The organism is Streptomyces sp. NPDC059906 (assembly GCF_042730645.1).
In the GTDB taxonomy this organism is placed as follows: domain Bacteria; phylum Actinomycetota; class Actinomycetes; order Streptomycetales; family Streptomycetaceae; genus Streptomyces; species Streptomyces rubrogriseus.
Genome location: NZ_JBHWKU010000022.1, coordinates 45,775 through 60,737, shown reverse-complemented (window position 1 = coordinate 60,737; position 14,963 = coordinate 45,775). Strand labels below are relative to the sequence as shown.

Sequence of the window (14,963 nt, the reverse complement as noted above, 5' to 3'; positions counted from 1 at the left end):
AGCCACGAGGGGGGAGGCTCGGACCGTCCGTCGATGTCATTCCGTCGTTTCGTCCAGCGCGCGCAGCAGATCCGCCACCAGGTCGTCGGGGTCCTCCGCGCCGACGGAGAGCCGGACGAAGCCCTCCGGCACCGCGTCGCCGCCCCAGCGCCCGCGCCGCTCCGCCGTGGAGCGCACCCCGCCGAAGCTCGTCGCGCCCTCGACGAGGCGCAGCGCGTCGAGAAAACGATCGGCACGCGCGCGCGAGGGCAGCGTGAAGGAGACCACACAGCCGTAGCGCAGCATCTGCTGTGAGGCGACCTTGTGGGACGGGTCGTCGGGCAGCCCGGGGTAGCGCAGGCCGGTGATCTCGGGCCGGGTGCGGAGGGCTTCGGCCACCTTGAGCGCGGTGGAGTCCTGCCGGTCCACGCGCAGCTGGAGGGTGGCGATCGAGCGGTGCGCGAGCCAGGCCTCCATGGGGCCGGGAATCGCACCGACGATCTTGCGCCAGCGCCGAACGGCGGCCATCGCCCCGGCGTCGCGGCCGGCCACGTAGCCCAGCAGGACGTCTCCGTGACCGGTGAGCTGCTTGGTTCCGCTGGCCACCGAGAAGTCCGCGCCGAGCTCCAGCGGGCGCTGCCCGAGCGGGGTGGCGAGGGTGTTGTCGACGGCCACCAGGGCACCGCCCGCGTGCGCCGCCTCGACGAGCCGCCGTACGTCGCACACGTCGAGCCCCGGGTTCGACGGCGTCTCGATCCACAGCAGCTTCGCCCCGTCCAGGACGTCGAGCTGCGCGTCCCGGCCGGTCGGCGCGGTGCGCACCTCGATGCCGTACGCCTCCAGCTGCGCGCGGACCAGCGGCAGCGCCTGGTAGCCGTCGTCGGGCAGGACGGCCGTGTCGCCGGCGCGCAGCTGCGAGAAGAGCACCGAGGAGATCGCGGCCATGCCCGAGGCGAAGACGAGTGTCTCCACGCCGGCTTCTCCGGGCGCCTCCAGCTCGCCGATGGCGCTCTCGAGACGGGTCCAGGTCGGGTTCTCGTCGCGGCCGTAGGTGTACGGCCCGGTCGGGTCCCCCGGCAGGTGGAAGTGGGCGGCGAACACCGGGCCCGGCAGGGTGGGCTCGTGCTTGACCGGTTCGGGCAGCCCGGCCCGCACCGCGCGTGTGCCGTCACCGGGAGCGGAAGCGGATCTCTCCACGCCCGTACCGGCGCTGTCGGTGGTAGCGGAATCGCTCATGCCGCCCTTCCTTCCACTTGCTCGCGTACCGCGGCGAGCAGTCCGGTGCTCGCCGCCTCCACCATCTCAAGGCATTCCTCGAAGCCGTCCCGGCCCCCGTAGTACGGGTCCGGGACGTCCAGGTCACCGCCCGCGACCGCGGGGTCGTACGACCGCAGCAGGCGCACCTTGGCCGCGTCCCGCTCCGTGGGGGCGAGGCGCCGCAGGGCCCTCAGATGACCGGCGTCGAGGGCGACGACCAGGTCGAGGCGGGAGAACCAGGACTGCTGGAACTGCCGGGCCGCGTGGTCGAGGTCGTAACCGTGGTCCGCCAGCACGGCCTCGGTGCGCGGGTCTGCGCCCTCTCCCTCGTGCCAGCCGCCGGTACCTGCGCTGTCGGCCTCCACGAGGCCCCCGAGTCCGGCGTCTTCCACGCGCACGTGGAAGACGGCCTCGGCCATCGGGGAACGGCAGATGTTGCCCGTGCACACGAAACAGACGCGGTAGGTCATCGGGATCAGTCCCCGTCGGGCAGGAACGCGTTGAGGGCCCAGGAGACGACCGAGACGATCAGGCCGCCCAGGACGGCGGTCCAGAACCCGTCCACGTGGAAGCTCAGGTCGAGCTTGTCGGCCACCCACGACGTGAGCAGCAGCATCAGCGCGTTGACCACCAGCGTGAACAGGCCGAGGGTCAGGATGAACAGGGGGAAGGTCAGCACCTGCACGATCGGCTTCACGACCATGTTGACCAGGCCGAACACCAGGGCGACCACGATCAGCGTGAGGGCCTTCTCCCCGGTGCTGCCCCCGGTCAGGGTGATCTTGTCGAGCAGCCACACGGCGACGGCGAGGGCGCCGGCGTTGGCGATCGTCTTGACTAGGAAATTCTTCATGTGTCTGATCGTGGCAGACGCGATCGGACACGAACGGCGAGGCAGGGGCGGACGAGTCGATGAAGGCATTCCGGCTGGACGAACTGGAGGCGGAACGCGCCGCCAACGACGGTGCCTACCTGCAGTTCCTGCGGGAGCGGAACATGTCGGTCGGTCTGTACGCCCTCGACGCGGGCACGACCGACCCGCAGAAGCCGCACGCGCAGGACGAGGTGTACTTCGTGGTGAGCGGACGGGCCGCGATCACCGTGGGCATGGAGACCACCCAGGTCGCCCGCGGCAGCGTGGTCTACGTGCCGGCCGGCGTCGCCCACAAGTTCCATCACATCAGCGAGGACCTGCGGGTCCTGGTGGTGTTCTCTCCGCCGGAGAGCTGAGAGGCGACCCCGGGGTTCCCTAGGGGATCGGTCAGGGGGAGACAAGGGGTGCGGGGCCCCTGCCGTGGCGCTCGCCGCTCTAGCATCGAGGGCAGGACATCACAGGATTCACAGGATTCCCCGAAAGGTGAGGCAAGGGCGATGCGAGAGATCTTCACGGGACTGCCGTGGTGGGTGAAGTGGATCGCGGTGCCGGTCATCGCCCTGGTCGTGTTCGGCGGGCTGATCGCCAGCGTGGTCGGGTTCGTGGTCGGACTGCTGTTCAAGCTGCTGGTCTTCGTCGCGCTCGTCGGCGGACTGATCTACGTCGTACGCAAGTTCATGTCGAGCTCGTCGTCGCGCAGCGACTGGTGAGAGACGTGGGACACCGGTGGCGGTAACAGGAACCACCGGTTCCCTCGGGCGAGGGAAGTTTCCCGGACGGACCGTCGGTGAGCGGTGACCGACGGTTAGAGTCCGGAACTCCACGCGGGGGCGACTCCGCGAACGGCGCACACCCCACCCGTGTTCACCGCACGGGCTGCCACCTCGCGTTCCGGGAGTGATCCTTGGCCACGGCTGACACCGCATTCGCTCAGCTGCACGCCCTTCCCGTGCAGCCCTGCCCGACGTCTCGGACACCCCCCGCGCCGCCCTCGGCCGACCCGCCGTCCGCGACTCTGATCGGCTCCGTGCAGCGGGCGATGCGCCTGCTCGAACGCGTCGCGGAGCACGAGTACGGAGCCCCCGCCAAACAGCTGGCCCGCGAGACGGGGCTGGCGCTGCCCACGGCGTACCACCTGCTGCGCACCCTGGTGCACGAGGGCTATCTGCGTCGGGAGAAGGGGCTGTTCTTCCTCGGTGCGGCCGCCGAGCGGCTGAGCAGCAGCGGGGCCGAGGAGAAACGTCGCAGCACGGTGGTCGACACCATGGCGCGCTGGCGCGACGCGATCGGCGTCCCCGTGTACTACGCCATGTACCGGGACGGCGAGATCGAGGTCATGTGCGTCTCCGACACCCCGGGCACTCCGGCGGTCGAGGAATGGGCGGACTTCCGGGAGACGGGACACGCACACGCCATCGGGCAGTGCCTGCTGTCCCAGCTGGACGACGACGCGCGCCGCGACCACCTGGACCGCTACCCGGTGCAGCCCCTCACGCCGTACACGGTGCGTGACGGCCACAGTCTCCTGAAGCGGCTGGAACGCATGCGACGGATGGCGCCGGTGACCGAGCGCCAGGAGTACGCGCTGGGGACGGTCTGCGCGGCGATCCCGATCACCGTAGGCACCACGGCCGCCACGATGGCCATCTCACTGCCCCTCCACCAGGCGGACCGTTTGCTCCCCGCCGCTCAGCGGTTGCAGCACGAGGTGGGGCGGCGTCTGGGGTCGCTCGCGCTCTCTATCAGTATCTGAAAACTCACTCCTTGTGATCTGGTGTGTACGTTGAGCAAGATGCCACCAGTGTTAGAGGTTTGATTCCCGGACAGTCGACGGCGAATGACGGGGTAGGCGAATGGGCGAGTCCGTACAGGCAGAGGTCATGATGAGCTTTCTCGTGTCCGAGGAGCTCTCTTTCCGCATCCCGGTGGAGCTGCGCTACGAGACCCGGGATCCCTATGCCGTACGCCTGACCTTTCACCTGCCCGGAGACGCGCCGGTGACCTGGGCCTTCGGCCGGGAGCTGCTGGTCGACGGGGTGGGCCGGCCGTGCGGCGACGGAGACGTGCGCATCGCACCGGTGGAGCCCGAGCCGCTGGCCGAGGTGCTGATCCGACTTCAGGTCGGCAGCGACCAGGCACTGTTCCGTTCCTCCGCCGCGCCCCTGGTGGCCTTCCTCGACCGCACCGACAAGCTGGTGCCGCTGGGCCAGGAGGGCGCGCTCGCCGACTTCGACAGCCACCTCGACGAGGCCCTGGACCGCATCCTGGCGGAGGAACAGAGCGCGGGCTGAACCGTTCCGGCAGCCGTGCGGTCGTTGGCGTAACGCTTCGCCGGACGCCTCAGCGCTTGCGGCGACGGCCCCGCCCGCCACGGGCCGGGGCACTGGCCCCGCCACCCGCCGTCGCCACCTGGGCCGGTCGTCCGGCCGGCCGGTCCGCCGACACGACCAGGGCGGCGAGGGCGGTGGTGACCGGCACGGAGGCCACCAGACCGATCGAGCCGACCAGCGTCCGCACGATCTCCTCCGCGACCAGCTCGCTGTTGGCGACGGTCCCCACACCGCTCTGCGCGATCGAGAACAGCAGCAGCAGGGGCAGCGCAGCGCCCGCGTAGGCGAGGACGAGCGTGTTCACCACCGACGCGATGTGGTCGCGGCCGATGCGGATGCCCGCGCGGTACAGGCCGCGCCAGCCCATCGTCGGGTTGGCCTCGTGCAGTTCCCACACCGCCGACGTCTGGGTGACCGTCACGTCGTCGAGGACACCGAGCGAACCGATGATGACCCCGGCGAGCAGCAGACCGCTCATGTCGATGGACGGGTACAGGCCATGAATGAGGCCGGTGTTGTCGTCCGTGTTGCCGGTGAGCGCGGCCCAGCCGATGAAGAGCGACCCGAGCACGCCGATCAGCAGCAGCGAGATCAGGGTGCCGAGCACCGCCACGGATGTGCGGGCCGACAGCCCGTGGCACAGGTACAACGCGATCAGCATGATGGCGCTGGACCCGATCACCGCCACGACCAGGGGGTTCGAGCCCTGCAGGATGGCGGGCAGGATGAAGAAGTTCAGGAGCAGGAAGCTGATGGCCAGCGAGACCAGCGCCATGAGCCCGCGCAGCCGTCCGACGACCACGACGGCGAGGGCGAAGATGCCGGCGAGCAGGGCCAGGGGGAGCCGGCGGTTGATGTCGGTCACCGAGTACTGCAGGTCCTTCGGCGCGGAGGGCTCGTAGGCGACCACCACCTTCTGCCCCTCGTGCAACTGCCGTGACTGGTCCGGCTGCACGATCTCCTCGAACGTGCGGCCCTTGTCGTCGCCGGTGTCTACGCGGATGGTCGCCCGCTTGCAGTCGCCCGTCGCCTGCTGCACCGCGGAGGAACCCTCGGCGGTGGATGTGTCGCCGGTCGGGACACCGCCCGAGGCGTTGACGGACTGGCAGCTCAGTTCGACCACCTTGGTGACGGTGGCCTGCTGCGTCTGCCGGTCGAAGCCGACGCCGGTGCGCTCGTGCGGCGGTGCGCCGCCCGGCCACAGCACCGCGAGCCCGACCAGGACGGCCGCGGTGAAGGGGATCAGGATCGCGGCGATGACCTTCCGCAGATGCCGGGAGACGGGAGCCGCCGGTCCGTGCCCGTGCGAGTGCCCGTGCCCGCTGCCCGCACCGTGCCCACCACCCGCACCGTGCCCACCACCCGCACTGTGCCCACCACCCGCATCGTGCCCACTGCTCGCACCGTGTCCGCCGCCCGAGTCGTGTCCTCCGCCCGTGCCGTGCCCGTGGTCCGCATCGTGTCCGTAACCCGTCTCATGTCTGCCGGCGTTCGTCTCGGCAGCGACGCCGGGGACGTGGCCGGCCGCCCGGCCGTCGCCCTCTTCGGCGTTCGGTCCGCGGCGGGGCCGACGCGGTGGAAAGGAGGGGGGCTGCGGTGTGGTCACCGCCCGATCATCGCAAGAACGAGGGGGGCCCTCTGTTCACCGCGCCCGAATGGGCGCTAGCGTGGGGGCACCTTTGTACACGCGGGAGCTCGGAGCACCGGGCTGAGAGGGCGCTGACCTCCGTCCCAGCGATGTTTCACGGGAAACGTCACCGAAGTCGAGTGACGTATCCCACGAAGCGTCGACGGACGGAAGCCGCTGCGTCGACCGCCGAACCTGTTACCGGGTAATGCCGGCGTAGGGAGTAGGTCTCATGACCATCAAGGACGCACGCACGCCTGCCTCCACGCAGAACACCGCCCAGGCGGACACCGCGGAGAACACGGACACCGCGGAGAACACGGAGGCCGGGAAGTCCATCGGCTGGCACAAGGCGTACGTCGAGGGCTCACGCCCCGATCTGCGGGTGCCGGTCCGTCAGGTGCACCTCACCAACGGGCAGTCGGTCACGCTGTACGACACCTCGGGCCCGTACACCGATCCACTCGTCGACACCGATGTCCGCAGGGGCCTCGCACCGCTGCGGGAGAACTGGATCATCGCCCGCGGCGACACCGAGGAGTACGCGGGCCGCCCCGTCCGGCCCGAGGACGACGGAATCAAGCACACCTCGCCGCGCGGCGGCCTGCGCAACCTCGACGCCGTCTTCCCCGGCCGCCCGCGCCAGCCGCGCCGGGGCCGGGACGGCAACGCGGTCACGCAGCTCGCCTATGCGCGACGGGGCGAGATCACCCCGGAGATGGAGTACGTGGCCGTCCGGGAGAACGTCTCCCCGGAGGTGGTCCGCGAGGAGATCGCCGCGGGACGTGCCGTGCTGCCCGCCAACGTCAACCACCCCGAGATCGAGCCGATGATCATCGGCAAGCGGTTCCTGGTGAAGGTCAACGCCAACATCGGCAACTCGGCGGTGACGTCCTCCATCGAGGAGGAGGTGGACAAGATGACCTGGGCGACCCGGTGGGGTGCCGACACGGTCATGGACCTCTCCACCGGCCGCAACATCCACACCACCCGCGAGTGGGTCCTGCGCAACTCCCCCGTTCCCATCGGAACCGTGCCGCTCTACCAGGCCCTGGAGAAGGTCGACGGCCGCGCCGAGGAGCTGACCTGGGAGATCTACAAGGACACCGTCATCGAACAGGCGGAGCAGGGCGTGGACTACATGACGGTCCACGCGGGCGTGCGCCTGCCGTACGTACCCCTCACCGCGAACCGCAAGACGGGCATCGTCTCGCGCGGCGGCTCGATCATGGCGGCGTGGTGCCTGGCGCACCACAAGGAGTCGTTCCTGTACGAGAACTTCGAGGAACTCTGCGAGATCCTCGCCGCCTACGACGTCACCTACTCCCTCGGCGACGGCCTGCGTCCGGGGTCGATCGCGGACGCCAACGACGAGGCGCAGTTCGCCGAGCTGCGCACGCTCGGGGAACTCAACCGGATCGCCAAGCGTTGCAACGTACAGACCATGATCGAGGGCCCGGGACATGTCCCGATGCACAAGATCAAGGAGAACATCGACCTTCAGCAGGAGATCTGCGATGAAGCTCCGTTCTATACGCTCGGCCCGCTGACGACGGACGTCGCGCCGGCGTACGACCACATCACCTCCGGCATCGGTGCCGCGATGATCGCCTGGTGGGGCACGGCCATGCTCTGCTATGTCACGCCCAAGGAACACCTGGGCCTGCCCAACCGTGACGACGTCAAGACCGGCGTCATCACCTACAAGATCGCCGCCCATGCCGCCGACCTCGCCAAGGGTCACCCAGGTGCACAGGAGTGGGACGACGCGCTGTCCGACGCCCGGTTCGAGTTCCGGTGGGAGGACCAGTTCAACCTGGCCCTCGACCCCGACACGGCACGGGAGTTCCACGACGAGACACTGCCGGCCGAGCCCGCCAAGACGGCCCACTTCTGCTCCATGTGCGGGCCCAAGTTCTGCTCGATGAAGATCTCGCAGGACATTCGCCGGGAGCACGGGGGCAGCAAGGGCGAGATCGAGGAGGGCATGGCGCGGAAGTCGAAGGAGTTCGCGGCGGCGGGCAACCGGGTGTACCTGCCGATCGCGGACTGAGCGAACCGGCGCGGGAGGGGGACAGGCCGCAGGGCCGGTCCTCTCCCCGCCGGGGGTTCCTGCTCGGCAGACTGGGTGTATGACAGCCACCTCTCTGAGCAAGGGTGCCAACGTCGCCGTCGACTCCCCCGCGGTGCGTGCCGAACTCGTGTGGTCCCCCGGTCCGGGCGTCCCCGAGGTCGACGCCTCCGCCCTGCTGCTCACCTCGGCCGGGCGGGTGCGGGACGACGGTGACTTCGTCTTCTACAACCAACCCCGCCACACGTCCGGCGCGGTGGGCCACCTGGGCAAGCGGGTCGGCCCCGGCGCGAACGGGGGTCTCACGACCGATGCCGTCGAGGTGGATCTGCGTGCCGTCGAGGCGGCGGTCGAACGTATCGTCCTGTGCGCCTCGGCGGACGGCGGTGCTTTCGGCCGGGTTCCGGGGCTGTCGCTCCGGTTGCTGGACGCCGCGACCGGGGCCGAACTGGCCCGGTTCGACATCACGGCGGGCACGGAGACCGCGCTGGTCGGCGGTGAGTTGTACCGGCGCGGAGGGACGTGGAAGTTCCGTGCGGTGGGACAGGGGTACGCCTCCGGGCTGGCGGGACTGGCGACCGACTTCGGCATCACCGTGGACGACGACGCTCCCCCGGCGGCGCCCGCTCCCCCGGCCACTGTCCCGCCGACGGCTCCTCCGGTGCCCGCCCCGCCGACGACGGCCGTACCGCCACCGCCACCGCCACCGCCACCGACCCCGTCCCAGGCCCCGGCCACCGCCGGCCCCCGGCTCACCAAGGGCGAGGAGCGCCTCCCCGTGGACATGCGCAAGCGGCTTTCCCTGCGCAAGGAGCAGGTCGCGGTCAGCCTGAGCAAGCACGGTGCGGCCGGGATCACCGCGCGCGTCGTCCTCGTACTGGACGCCTCCGGATCCATGTCCTTCCTCTACTCCAAGGGTGTCGTCGGGGACGTCGTGGAGCGGATGGCCGCCGTCGCCGCGCAGTTGGACGACGACGGGGAGATGCAGGCCTGGACCTTCGCCTCCAACCCGGCGCGCCTGCCCGACCTGCGCCTGGGCGATCTGCCCGAGTGGCTGCGGCTGCACGTGCGGGTGGGGGAGATCAGCCTGTTCCGGCGGGGCAGGAAGAAGGGCCTGCACCCCGAGCAGGTCGACATGCGGGCGGTCGGCATCCAGAACGAGGAGCAGAAGGTGATCGCGGAGGTCCGCGCCTTCGTCCGGGCCGACCCGGCACCGGTCCCGACCCTGGTGCTGTTCTTCTCCGACGGCGGTGTCTACCGCAACGCCGAGATCGAGCGGGAGCTGCGGGAGGCGGTGGAGGAACCGGTCTTCTGGCAGTTCGTCGGGCTCGGGCGCTCCAACTACGGGGTGCTGGAGCGGTTCGACACCCTGCCGGGGCGTCGCGTCGACAACGTCGGCTTCTTCGCCGTCGACGACATCGGCACCGTACCGGACCCGGAGCTGTACGACCGTCTGCTGTCCGAGTTCCCGTCCTGGATCACTGCCGCCGGCCGGGCGGGCATCCTCTGAACCGCTGCCCGCCCGTGCCGGTGGCTATTCGGTCCGGCGTTCCGGGCCACCGAAGTCCGGGCTGCTGTAGTCCGGACTCGAGTAGCTCGGACGCGGGCCCGCGTCGGGGCCGCCGTCGGGGCTGGTGAACCCGGGACGGCCGTAGCCCAGGTGCGGCATACGGCTGCTGCCCGGGGCCGCCGGTTCCGTGCGGCGCAGTGCCGCCGCGCCCGGGTCGCTGAGCGCCTCCCGGAGGAAGGGCAGTATGCCGCGTTCCAGCAGGGCTTCGTGCCAGGCGTCCCTGGCCCGGGCCACCTCCTCGTCGTGTGCGCTGTAGAAGCCGGACTCGGCCGAGGGGCGGTTGCGCAGCGCGGTGAGCAGCAGTCCCGCCGCGGCGACGAGGATCGCCACCGCGGTCACGGCGCCGAACACCCATCCCGTGGTGAGCATGGTCTGCGCGAAGGTCTGCCCCGGGTCGAGCATCTTCAGGAGATAGCCGACCAGCAGGAATATCGCCGCGGCGGTGCCGGCCAGGACCGGCGCCAGGACGGCGACCACGGCGACGGCCCCCGCGCCGGTCGCCTCGGCCATCTCGCCCATGGTGGCGGCGAGTCCCCCCGCACTCGGGCCCTGCTCCTGGGAGCCGGACTCGCGCGTGGCGGGCGACGGGCCCGAGGACGCCGGGTGGCGCAGTTCCTCGCGGACCTTCACGTAGTGCTGGTACTCGGTCGTGGCCGCCGCCGTGATGAGGGCGGTGGCGTTGAGTGCCATGGTGCGCAGTTGTTCGGAGTTGAGCCGCTGACCGACAGCGGCCAGCTCCGGGCGGTGTGGTGCGGAGCGCAGCGCCTCGTCGAGGATCCGCTCGTACTCCTGGCGGTCCTCGCTCGGCAGGTGCTGCGGAACGCTGTTCATGTGCATCCCCCGATGCTCCGTAGGGCTTGGGGCTCGCATGCCAACGAGCCGTCGGGCAGAAACGGAGGGGAGCCTGCTACGGATAAGCCGATGGTAGAGCGGTGACGGTGGAGGGTGACAGGGGGTTTCCAGAAATTGGGTGCCGGTCTGTACGGACGGTACTGCCGGAAAACCCGTCCGGTGAAGGGTCAGGCGCCCAGCGGAAGTTGCTGGACCAGCAGCTTTCCGGCCATGGTCACGCCGCCGTCCATCGCGATGGCCAGGCCGTCCGCGTAGACGTGCGGTCCCTCGACCACGGTGCGGGTGTCGTCCTCGCCGTCCTCGGAGCCGACTTCGCCCAGCAGATAGGGGATGGGGCTGTGGCCGTGAACGATCCGGGTGCCGCCGTACGTATCAAGCAGTGAGCGCACGGCGTCGGCGCCGCCCTCGTCGCGGAAGGAGAAGCGCTTGGTGAACTTGCGGAACAGGTCCCACACCTCCTCCGCGTCGTTGCGCGTGAGCGTCTCGCGGACGGTGTCGTTGACCTCTTCGATGGAGCGGCCGTAGTCGAGGTAGGTGGTGGCGTCCGAGTGGACCAGGAGGTGGTCGTCGACCTCCTCCATGGCGTCGAGGCGGGCCATCCACTGCAGGTGGTGGTCCTGCAGGCGGTCCATGTCGGTCTTCTGGCCGCCGTTCAGCAGCCAGGCGGCCTGGAAGGTGGCGGTGCCCGCGCCGGAGTTGACGGGCGTGTCGCCGAACCGCTTGGCGCCGAGCAGCAGCAGCTCGTGGTTGCCCATCAGCGCCTTGCAGTAGCCGCCGGCCGCGGCGGCCTCGGCGGACAGCCGCATCACCAGGTCGATGACGCCGATGCCGTCCGGGCCGCGGTCGGTGAAGTCGCCGAGGAACCACAGCCGGGAGGTGCCCGCGCACCACTGGCCGGCGTCGTCGACGAGGCCCTTCTCCCGCAGGGCGGCCAGCAGCTCGTCGAGGTAGCCGTGCACGTCGCCGACGACGAACAGGGGCCCCTGCCCGGTCGCGGACTGCTGCACCGCCGCCGGTACGGGGTCGACCGCGACCTGGACCGTGTCACCCCGGCGGATGACGGGCAGATCGCGCTGCGTGGGCGTGTAGCCCTCGGGCAGGGCCTCCTCGAGCCCCTCCTCGGAGGGCGGCGCGGACTCGCCCGCGGGCATGCCGGGGGCAGCGTACGGAGCGGTCTCGTGGACGTACGCGGGTACCCGGAAGTCGCGCACCGTCGCCGTCCGCTCCACCTCGGGTCCCTGACCGGCCCCCTGAGTCATCGACCCCTCCACCATCGCGCCGCGTCTGCACCGCTTCGGACTGCCTGGTCGCAGCGGCCCGCGGTGTGTGGGCCCATCATAGGAATGCGGATCGCGCTGTGTGATGACCCAGGGGTGGTGAATCGGGCCAGGACTCCGGTTCGCTGCGGCTTTCGCCCCGATTGGGCACGGCTTCGCCCGTCCGCAGCCTTGGCCCGGCCGTGTTCCGGACGTGGTCCTGCCGTGTTCCGGGCGTGCCGGGTGTGGCCCTCGCCGCCCTGTTTCGCCGTCGTTCCGCGTTGTCGTGGCCCGCCGTTCTCCGCTGTTCCTCCACGCACCCCGCACCGGCCGGGTCGCGCGTACGGCCGCGACCCGGTCCCGCGTCCGGCGCCCCGGGGGACGCCGGACGCGCCCTACTCGCCCTCCGGCGACCGCGGCGGGCTGACCGTCGTACGCGGCGGGCGCCGCTGTGACGAGGTACGCACGATCAGTTCGGTCGGTATCACCTGCTCGACCGGCTGGTCGGAGTGCAGCCCCTCGATCGCGTCGATGAGGACCTGGATCACGGCGGTGCCGATGCGGCGGGGCTTCAACGACAGGGTGGTGATGGGAGGCTCGGTGCTGGCGTACACGGTGGACTCGCTGCAGCAGACCAGCAGCAGGTCCTCGGGGACGCGCAGACCGTAGCGGCGGGCGGCGGCGAGCAGGTCGGTGCCGTTCGGATCGAACAGTCCGTAGACGGCGTCGGGCCGGTCGGGGCGGGCGAGCAGCCGGTCGGCGGCGACCGCGCCGGCGCACGGGTCGTGCGCGGGGTAGGCCTCGTAGACCGGGTCCTGGCCGACGCGCTCGCACCAGCGCAGGTAGGCGGTGGTCGACAGGTGGGTGTACGTGTCGGTCGTGGTGCCGGTGAGCAGGCCGATCCTGCGTGCGCCGGCGTCGGCGAGGTGGTCGAGGATGCCGAGCACGGCCGCCTCGTGGTCGTTGTCGACCCAGGCGGTGACCGGCAGTGAGCCGGCCGGGCGGCCGTCGGAGACGACGGGCAGGCCCTGGCGGACCAGTTCGCTGACGACCGGGTCGTGGTCGGAGGGATCGATGACGACCGTGCCGTCGAGCGCGACGTTGGACCACACGTCGTGTCGGGAGGTCGCCGGGAGGATGACGAGGGCGTAGCCGCGGGCGAGCGCGGCGGACGTGGCGGCGCGCGCCATCTCGGCGAAGTACGCGAATTCGGTGAAGGTGAAAGGTTCATCCCCGTACGTCGTCACGGTCAGGCCGATGAGTCCGGACTTTCCGGTGCGCAGCGTGCGGGCGGCGGCCGAGGGCCGGTAGCCCAGTCGGTCGGCGACCTCGCGCACATGGCGCCGGGTGGCATCCGGGAGTCGGCCCTTGCCGTTGAGGGCGTCGGAGACGGTAGTGATGGATACTCCGGCGGCGGCGGCCACGTCCCTGATACCCGCCCGGCCCGGCCGGCTGCCTCGACGTGAGGTTTCCGCGCGGCTCACCTGGTGCTTCCCTGCTGCTGTCATGGCGAGCCGATAGTAGGGCTCATGGGGTGGGGTAGTGCGGACGCATATGCACGCGTTGACAGTCACGTTTCTGCAAGATCATCAAAGCTTAACAGCCTTGGAAAGTAAGCTAGTTGGGCCCACTCACCCCATTACCTGGCGCGTTGACCAGTGAGTGCCTGCGGGGTGGCGGATGTTGCGAAGAGGTCTCAACTCACCTGCACGAGGGATGCGCGCCACGGCGTGAGCCACCGGCGCGTAGATATATGTGCGGCGCGCCCCCCGAATCGTGCGCCTTCGTGCACTGATGCCCCTGATGCCGGTGTGACGGACGAGGTCTGCCCCACCCCGTCCGTCCCTCCCGCCTGTACGCAGCGGCGGTGAATCCTCATAAGGTGAGAAGTATTCGATGCCGGTGGTGGTCACGAGGAGGACTGCGGTGAGCGAGACGAGCCCCAAGCTGCGCGCCGAGCTGGAGGGGATTCCCACCTACAAGCCGGGCAAGCCCGCCGCGGCCGACGGTCCGGTGGCCTACAAGCTGTCCTCCAACGAGAATCCCTACCCGCCATTGCCGGGAGTGATGGAGACGGTGACGGCCGCCGCCGCCTCCTTCAACCGCTACCCGGACATGGCCTGTACGTCGCTGATGGCCGAGCTGTCCGACCGCTTCGGGGTGCCCCTGGCCCACCTGGCCACCGGCACCGGCTCGGTGGGTGTGGCCCAGCAGCTGATCCAGGCGACCTCGGGCCCCGGCGACGAGGTGATCTACGCCTGGCGTTCGTTCGAGGCGTATCCGATCATCACGCAGATCAGCGGCGCGAGGTCCGTGCAGGTACCGCTGACGCCGGGCGAGGTGCACGACCTGGACGCGATGGCGGACGCGATCACCGACCGCACCCGGCTGATCTTCGTCTGCAACCCCAACAACCCGACGGGCACGGTGGTACGGCGGGCCGAGCTGGAGCGGTTCCTGGACCGGGTGCCGAGCGACGTGCTGGTCGTCCTGGACGAGGCCTACCGCGAGTTCATCCGGGACGCCGAGGTCCCGGACGGCGTCGAGTTCTACCGTGAGCGGCCCAACGTCTGCGTCCTGCGCACCTTCTCCAAGGCCTACGGCCTGGCGGGACTGCGGGTCGGGTTCGCGATCGCCCACGAGCCGGTGGCGGCGGCGCTGCGCAAGACCGCGGTGCCCTTCGGGGTCAGCCAGATCGCGCAGGAGGCGGCGATCGCCTCGCTGCGCGCGGAGGACGAGCTGATCGGCCGGGTCGGCTCGCTGGTGTGCGAGCGCACCCGCGTGGCCGACGCGCTGCGCGCGCAGGGCTGGACGGTGCCGGAGACCCAGGCCAACTTCGTCTGGCTGCGGCTGGGGGAGCGCACGCTCGCCTTCGCGAACGCCTGCGAGCAGGCCGGCGTGGTCGTCCGCCCCTTCGCGGGCGAGGGCGTGCGCGTGACGGTCGGGGAGAGCGAGGCGAACGACATCTTCCTGAAGGTGTCGGAGGAGTTCCGCAAGGAGCTGTAGCCCCACACGGGGCGGGACGACGAGGCGCGGGGGGGGGGGGGGCCGCCCCCCCCGTAGCTAGAGCGCGGGGGTTGGAAGGTGGGGTTTAGGACAACGGGGCCCCCCCGCCCGGGGGGGAAAAAAAGGAGGGGATAATTGTTG

General features: G+C 70.5%; 14 protein-coding genes and 1 riboswitch. Of the genes, 7 read left to right on the top strand and 7 right to left on the bottom strand.

The window, feature by feature from the left end; all coding sequences use genetic code 11:
* Nucleotides 1-36: 36 nt before the first annotated feature.
* The 3 genes from ACFV9J_RS28255 to ACFV9J_RS28245 are packed head-to-tail and all read right to left on the bottom strand — an operon-like array spanning nucleotide 37 to nucleotide 2,089.
* Nucleotides 37-1,215: a cystathionine gamma-lyase gene (locus ACFV9J_RS28255; protein WP_385358564.1), complete on the bottom strand. Its 1,179-nt coding sequence runs from the start codon at nucleotides 1,213-1,215 to the stop codon at nucleotides 37-39.
* Entirely contained in the window at nucleotides 1,212-1,706 is a 495-nt protein-coding gene (locus tag ACFV9J_RS28250; RefSeq protein ID WP_385358561.1) for a low molecular weight protein-tyrosine-phosphatase, read from the bottom strand. The genes ACFV9J_RS28255 and ACFV9J_RS28250 overlap by 4 nt, the downstream gene beginning before the upstream one ends.
* Before the next feature lie 5 nt (nucleotides 1,707-1,711).
* Nucleotides 1,712-2,089: a phage holin family protein gene (locus ACFV9J_RS28245; protein WP_385358559.1), complete on the bottom strand. Its 378-nt coding sequence runs from the start codon at nucleotides 2,087-2,089 to the stop codon at nucleotides 1,712-1,714.
* Between the two features lie 59 nt (nucleotides 2,090-2,148).
* Here ACFV9J_RS28245 and ACFV9J_RS28240 point away from each other — a divergent pair, with 59 nt between their 5' ends.
* The 4 genes from ACFV9J_RS28240 to ACFV9J_RS28225 all read left to right on the top strand — a co-directional run bounded on the left by ACFV9J_RS28240 (nucleotide 2,149) and on the right by ACFV9J_RS28225 (nucleotide 4,401).
* Nucleotides 2,149-2,466, top strand: a complete 318-nt coding sequence (locus ACFV9J_RS28240) for a cupin domain-containing protein (protein WP_003975009.1) — start codon at nucleotides 2,149-2,151, stop codon at nucleotides 2,464-2,466.
* Nucleotides 2,467-2,607: 141 nt separating this feature from the next.
* Nucleotides 2,608-2,820: a DUF5326 family protein gene (locus tag ACFV9J_RS28235; RefSeq protein WP_003975008.1), complete on the top strand. Its 213-nt coding sequence runs from the start codon at nucleotides 2,608-2,610 to the stop codon at nucleotides 2,818-2,820.
* Nucleotides 2,821-3,137: 317 nt separating this feature from the next.
* The gene (locus ACFV9J_RS28230) at nucleotides 3,138-3,863 is read left to right on the top strand and encodes an IclR family transcriptional regulator (RefSeq protein WP_385358557.1); all 726 of its coding nucleotides are present in this window, start codon (nucleotides 3,138-3,140) and stop codon (nucleotides 3,861-3,863) included.
* A 100-nt stretch (nucleotides 3,864-3,963) separates the two neighbouring features.
* Nucleotides 3,964-4,401, top strand: a complete 438-nt coding sequence (locus ACFV9J_RS28225; protein WP_003975006.1) for an SsgA family sporulation/cell division regulator — start codon at nucleotides 3,964-3,966, stop codon at nucleotides 4,399-4,401.
* Nucleotides 4,402-4,450: 49 nt separating this feature from the next.
* Here ACFV9J_RS28225 and ACFV9J_RS28220 read toward each other — a convergent pair whose 3' ends face one another.
* Nucleotides 4,451-6,046: a YibE/F family protein gene (locus ACFV9J_RS28220; protein ID WP_385358555.1), complete on the bottom strand. Its 1,596-nt coding sequence runs from the start codon at nucleotides 6,044-6,046 to the stop codon at nucleotides 4,451-4,453.
* A gap of 71 nt (nucleotides 6,047-6,117) precedes the next feature.
* Nucleotides 6,118-6,307: riboswitch (TPP riboswitch) on the top strand.
* Here ACFV9J_RS28220 and thiC point away from each other — a divergent pair.
* Both thiC and ACFV9J_RS28210 read left to right on the top strand, forming a co-directional pair.
* A complete protein-coding gene (gene thiC / locus ACFV9J_RS28215) occupies nucleotides 6,300-8,120 on the top strand; it encodes a phosphomethylpyrimidine synthase ThiC (RefSeq protein WP_109029127.1) in 1,821 nt (606 codons plus the stop codon). (Overlaps the previous riboswitch by 8 nt.)
* A gap of 79 nt (nucleotides 8,121-8,199) precedes the next feature.
* Entirely contained in the window at nucleotides 8,200-9,648 is a 1,449-nt protein-coding gene (locus ACFV9J_RS28210) for a VWA domain-containing protein (protein ID WP_385358552.1), read from the top strand.
* A 24-nt stretch (nucleotides 9,649-9,672) separates the two neighbouring features.
* Here the strand turns inward: ACFV9J_RS28210 and ACFV9J_RS28205 are convergent, their stop codons facing one another.
* The 3 genes from ACFV9J_RS28205 to ACFV9J_RS28195 form a co-directional block, all read right to left on the bottom strand.
* The gene (locus tag ACFV9J_RS28205; RefSeq protein ID WP_385358550.1) at nucleotides 9,673-10,545 is read right to left on the bottom strand and encodes a hypothetical protein; all 873 of its coding nucleotides are present in this window, start codon (nucleotides 10,543-10,545) and stop codon (nucleotides 9,673-9,675) included.
* Nucleotides 10,546-10,727: 182 nt separating this feature from the next.
* Nucleotides 10,728-11,834 (bottom strand): Ser/Thr/Tyr protein phosphatase SppA, encoded by a 1,107-nt coding sequence (gene sppA, locus ACFV9J_RS28200; protein ID WP_385358547.1) that lies wholly within the window; start codon nucleotides 11,832-11,834, stop codon nucleotides 10,728-10,730.
* Nucleotides 11,835-12,211: 377 nt separating this feature from the next.
* A complete protein-coding gene (locus tag ACFV9J_RS28195; protein ID WP_003975000.1) occupies nucleotides 12,212-13,324 on the bottom strand; it encodes a LacI family DNA-binding transcriptional regulator in 1,113 nt (370 codons plus the stop codon).
* 418 nt (nucleotides 13,325-13,742) lie between these two features.
* Between ACFV9J_RS28195 and hisC the strand changes: the two genes are divergently transcribed.
* Nucleotides 13,743-14,822, top strand: a complete 1,080-nt coding sequence (gene hisC, locus ACFV9J_RS28190) for a histidinol-phosphate transaminase (RefSeq protein WP_385358545.1) — start codon at nucleotides 13,743-13,745, stop codon at nucleotides 14,820-14,822.
* The last annotated feature ends 141 nt before the right edge of the window (nucleotides 14,823-14,963 follow it).

Excerpts from the sequence above, each read along its gene's own strand:
- ACFV9J_RS28240 (WP_003975009.1), top strand. The coding sequence starts at position 2,149 with ATGAAGGCATTCCGGCTGGACGAACTGGAGGCGGAACGCGCCGCCAAC.
- ACFV9J_RS28245 (WP_385358559.1), bottom strand. The coding sequence starts at position 2,089 with ATGAAGAATTTCCTAGTCAAGACGATCGCCAACGCCGGCGCCCTCGCC.
- ACFV9J_RS28235 (WP_003975008.1), top strand. The coding sequence starts at position 2,608 with ATGCGAGAGATCTTCACGGGACTGCCGTGGTGGGTGAAGTGGATCGCG.
- ACFV9J_RS28250 (WP_385358561.1), bottom strand. The coding sequence starts at position 1,706 with ATGACCTACCGCGTCTGTTTCGTGTGCACGGGCAACATCTGCCGTTCC.
- ACFV9J_RS28225 (WP_003975006.1), top strand. The coding sequence starts at position 3,964 with ATGGGCGAGTCCGTACAGGCAGAGGTCATGATGAGCTTTCTCGTGTCC.
- ACFV9J_RS28195 (WP_003975000.1), bottom strand. The coding sequence starts at position 13,324 with ATGACAGCAGCAGGGAAGCACCAGGTGAGCCGCGCGGAAACCTCACGT.
- ACFV9J_RS28205 (WP_385358550.1), bottom strand. The coding sequence starts at position 10,545 with ATGCACATGAACAGCGTTCCGCAGCACCTGCCGAGCGAGGACCGCCAG.
- thiC (WP_109029127.1), top strand. The coding sequence starts at position 6,300 with ATGACCATCAAGGACGCACGCACGCCTGCCTCCACGCAGAACACCGCC.
- sppA (WP_385358547.1), bottom strand. The coding sequence starts at position 11,834 with ATGGTGGAGGGGTCGATGACTCAGGGGGCCGGTCAGGGACCCGAGGTG.
- ACFV9J_RS28255 (WP_385358564.1), bottom strand. The coding sequence starts at position 1,215 with ATGAGCGATTCCGCTACCACCGACAGCGCCGGTACGGGCGTGGAGAGA.
- ACFV9J_RS28210 (WP_385358552.1), top strand. The coding sequence starts at position 8,200 with ATGACAGCCACCTCTCTGAGCAAGGGTGCCAACGTCGCCGTCGACTCC.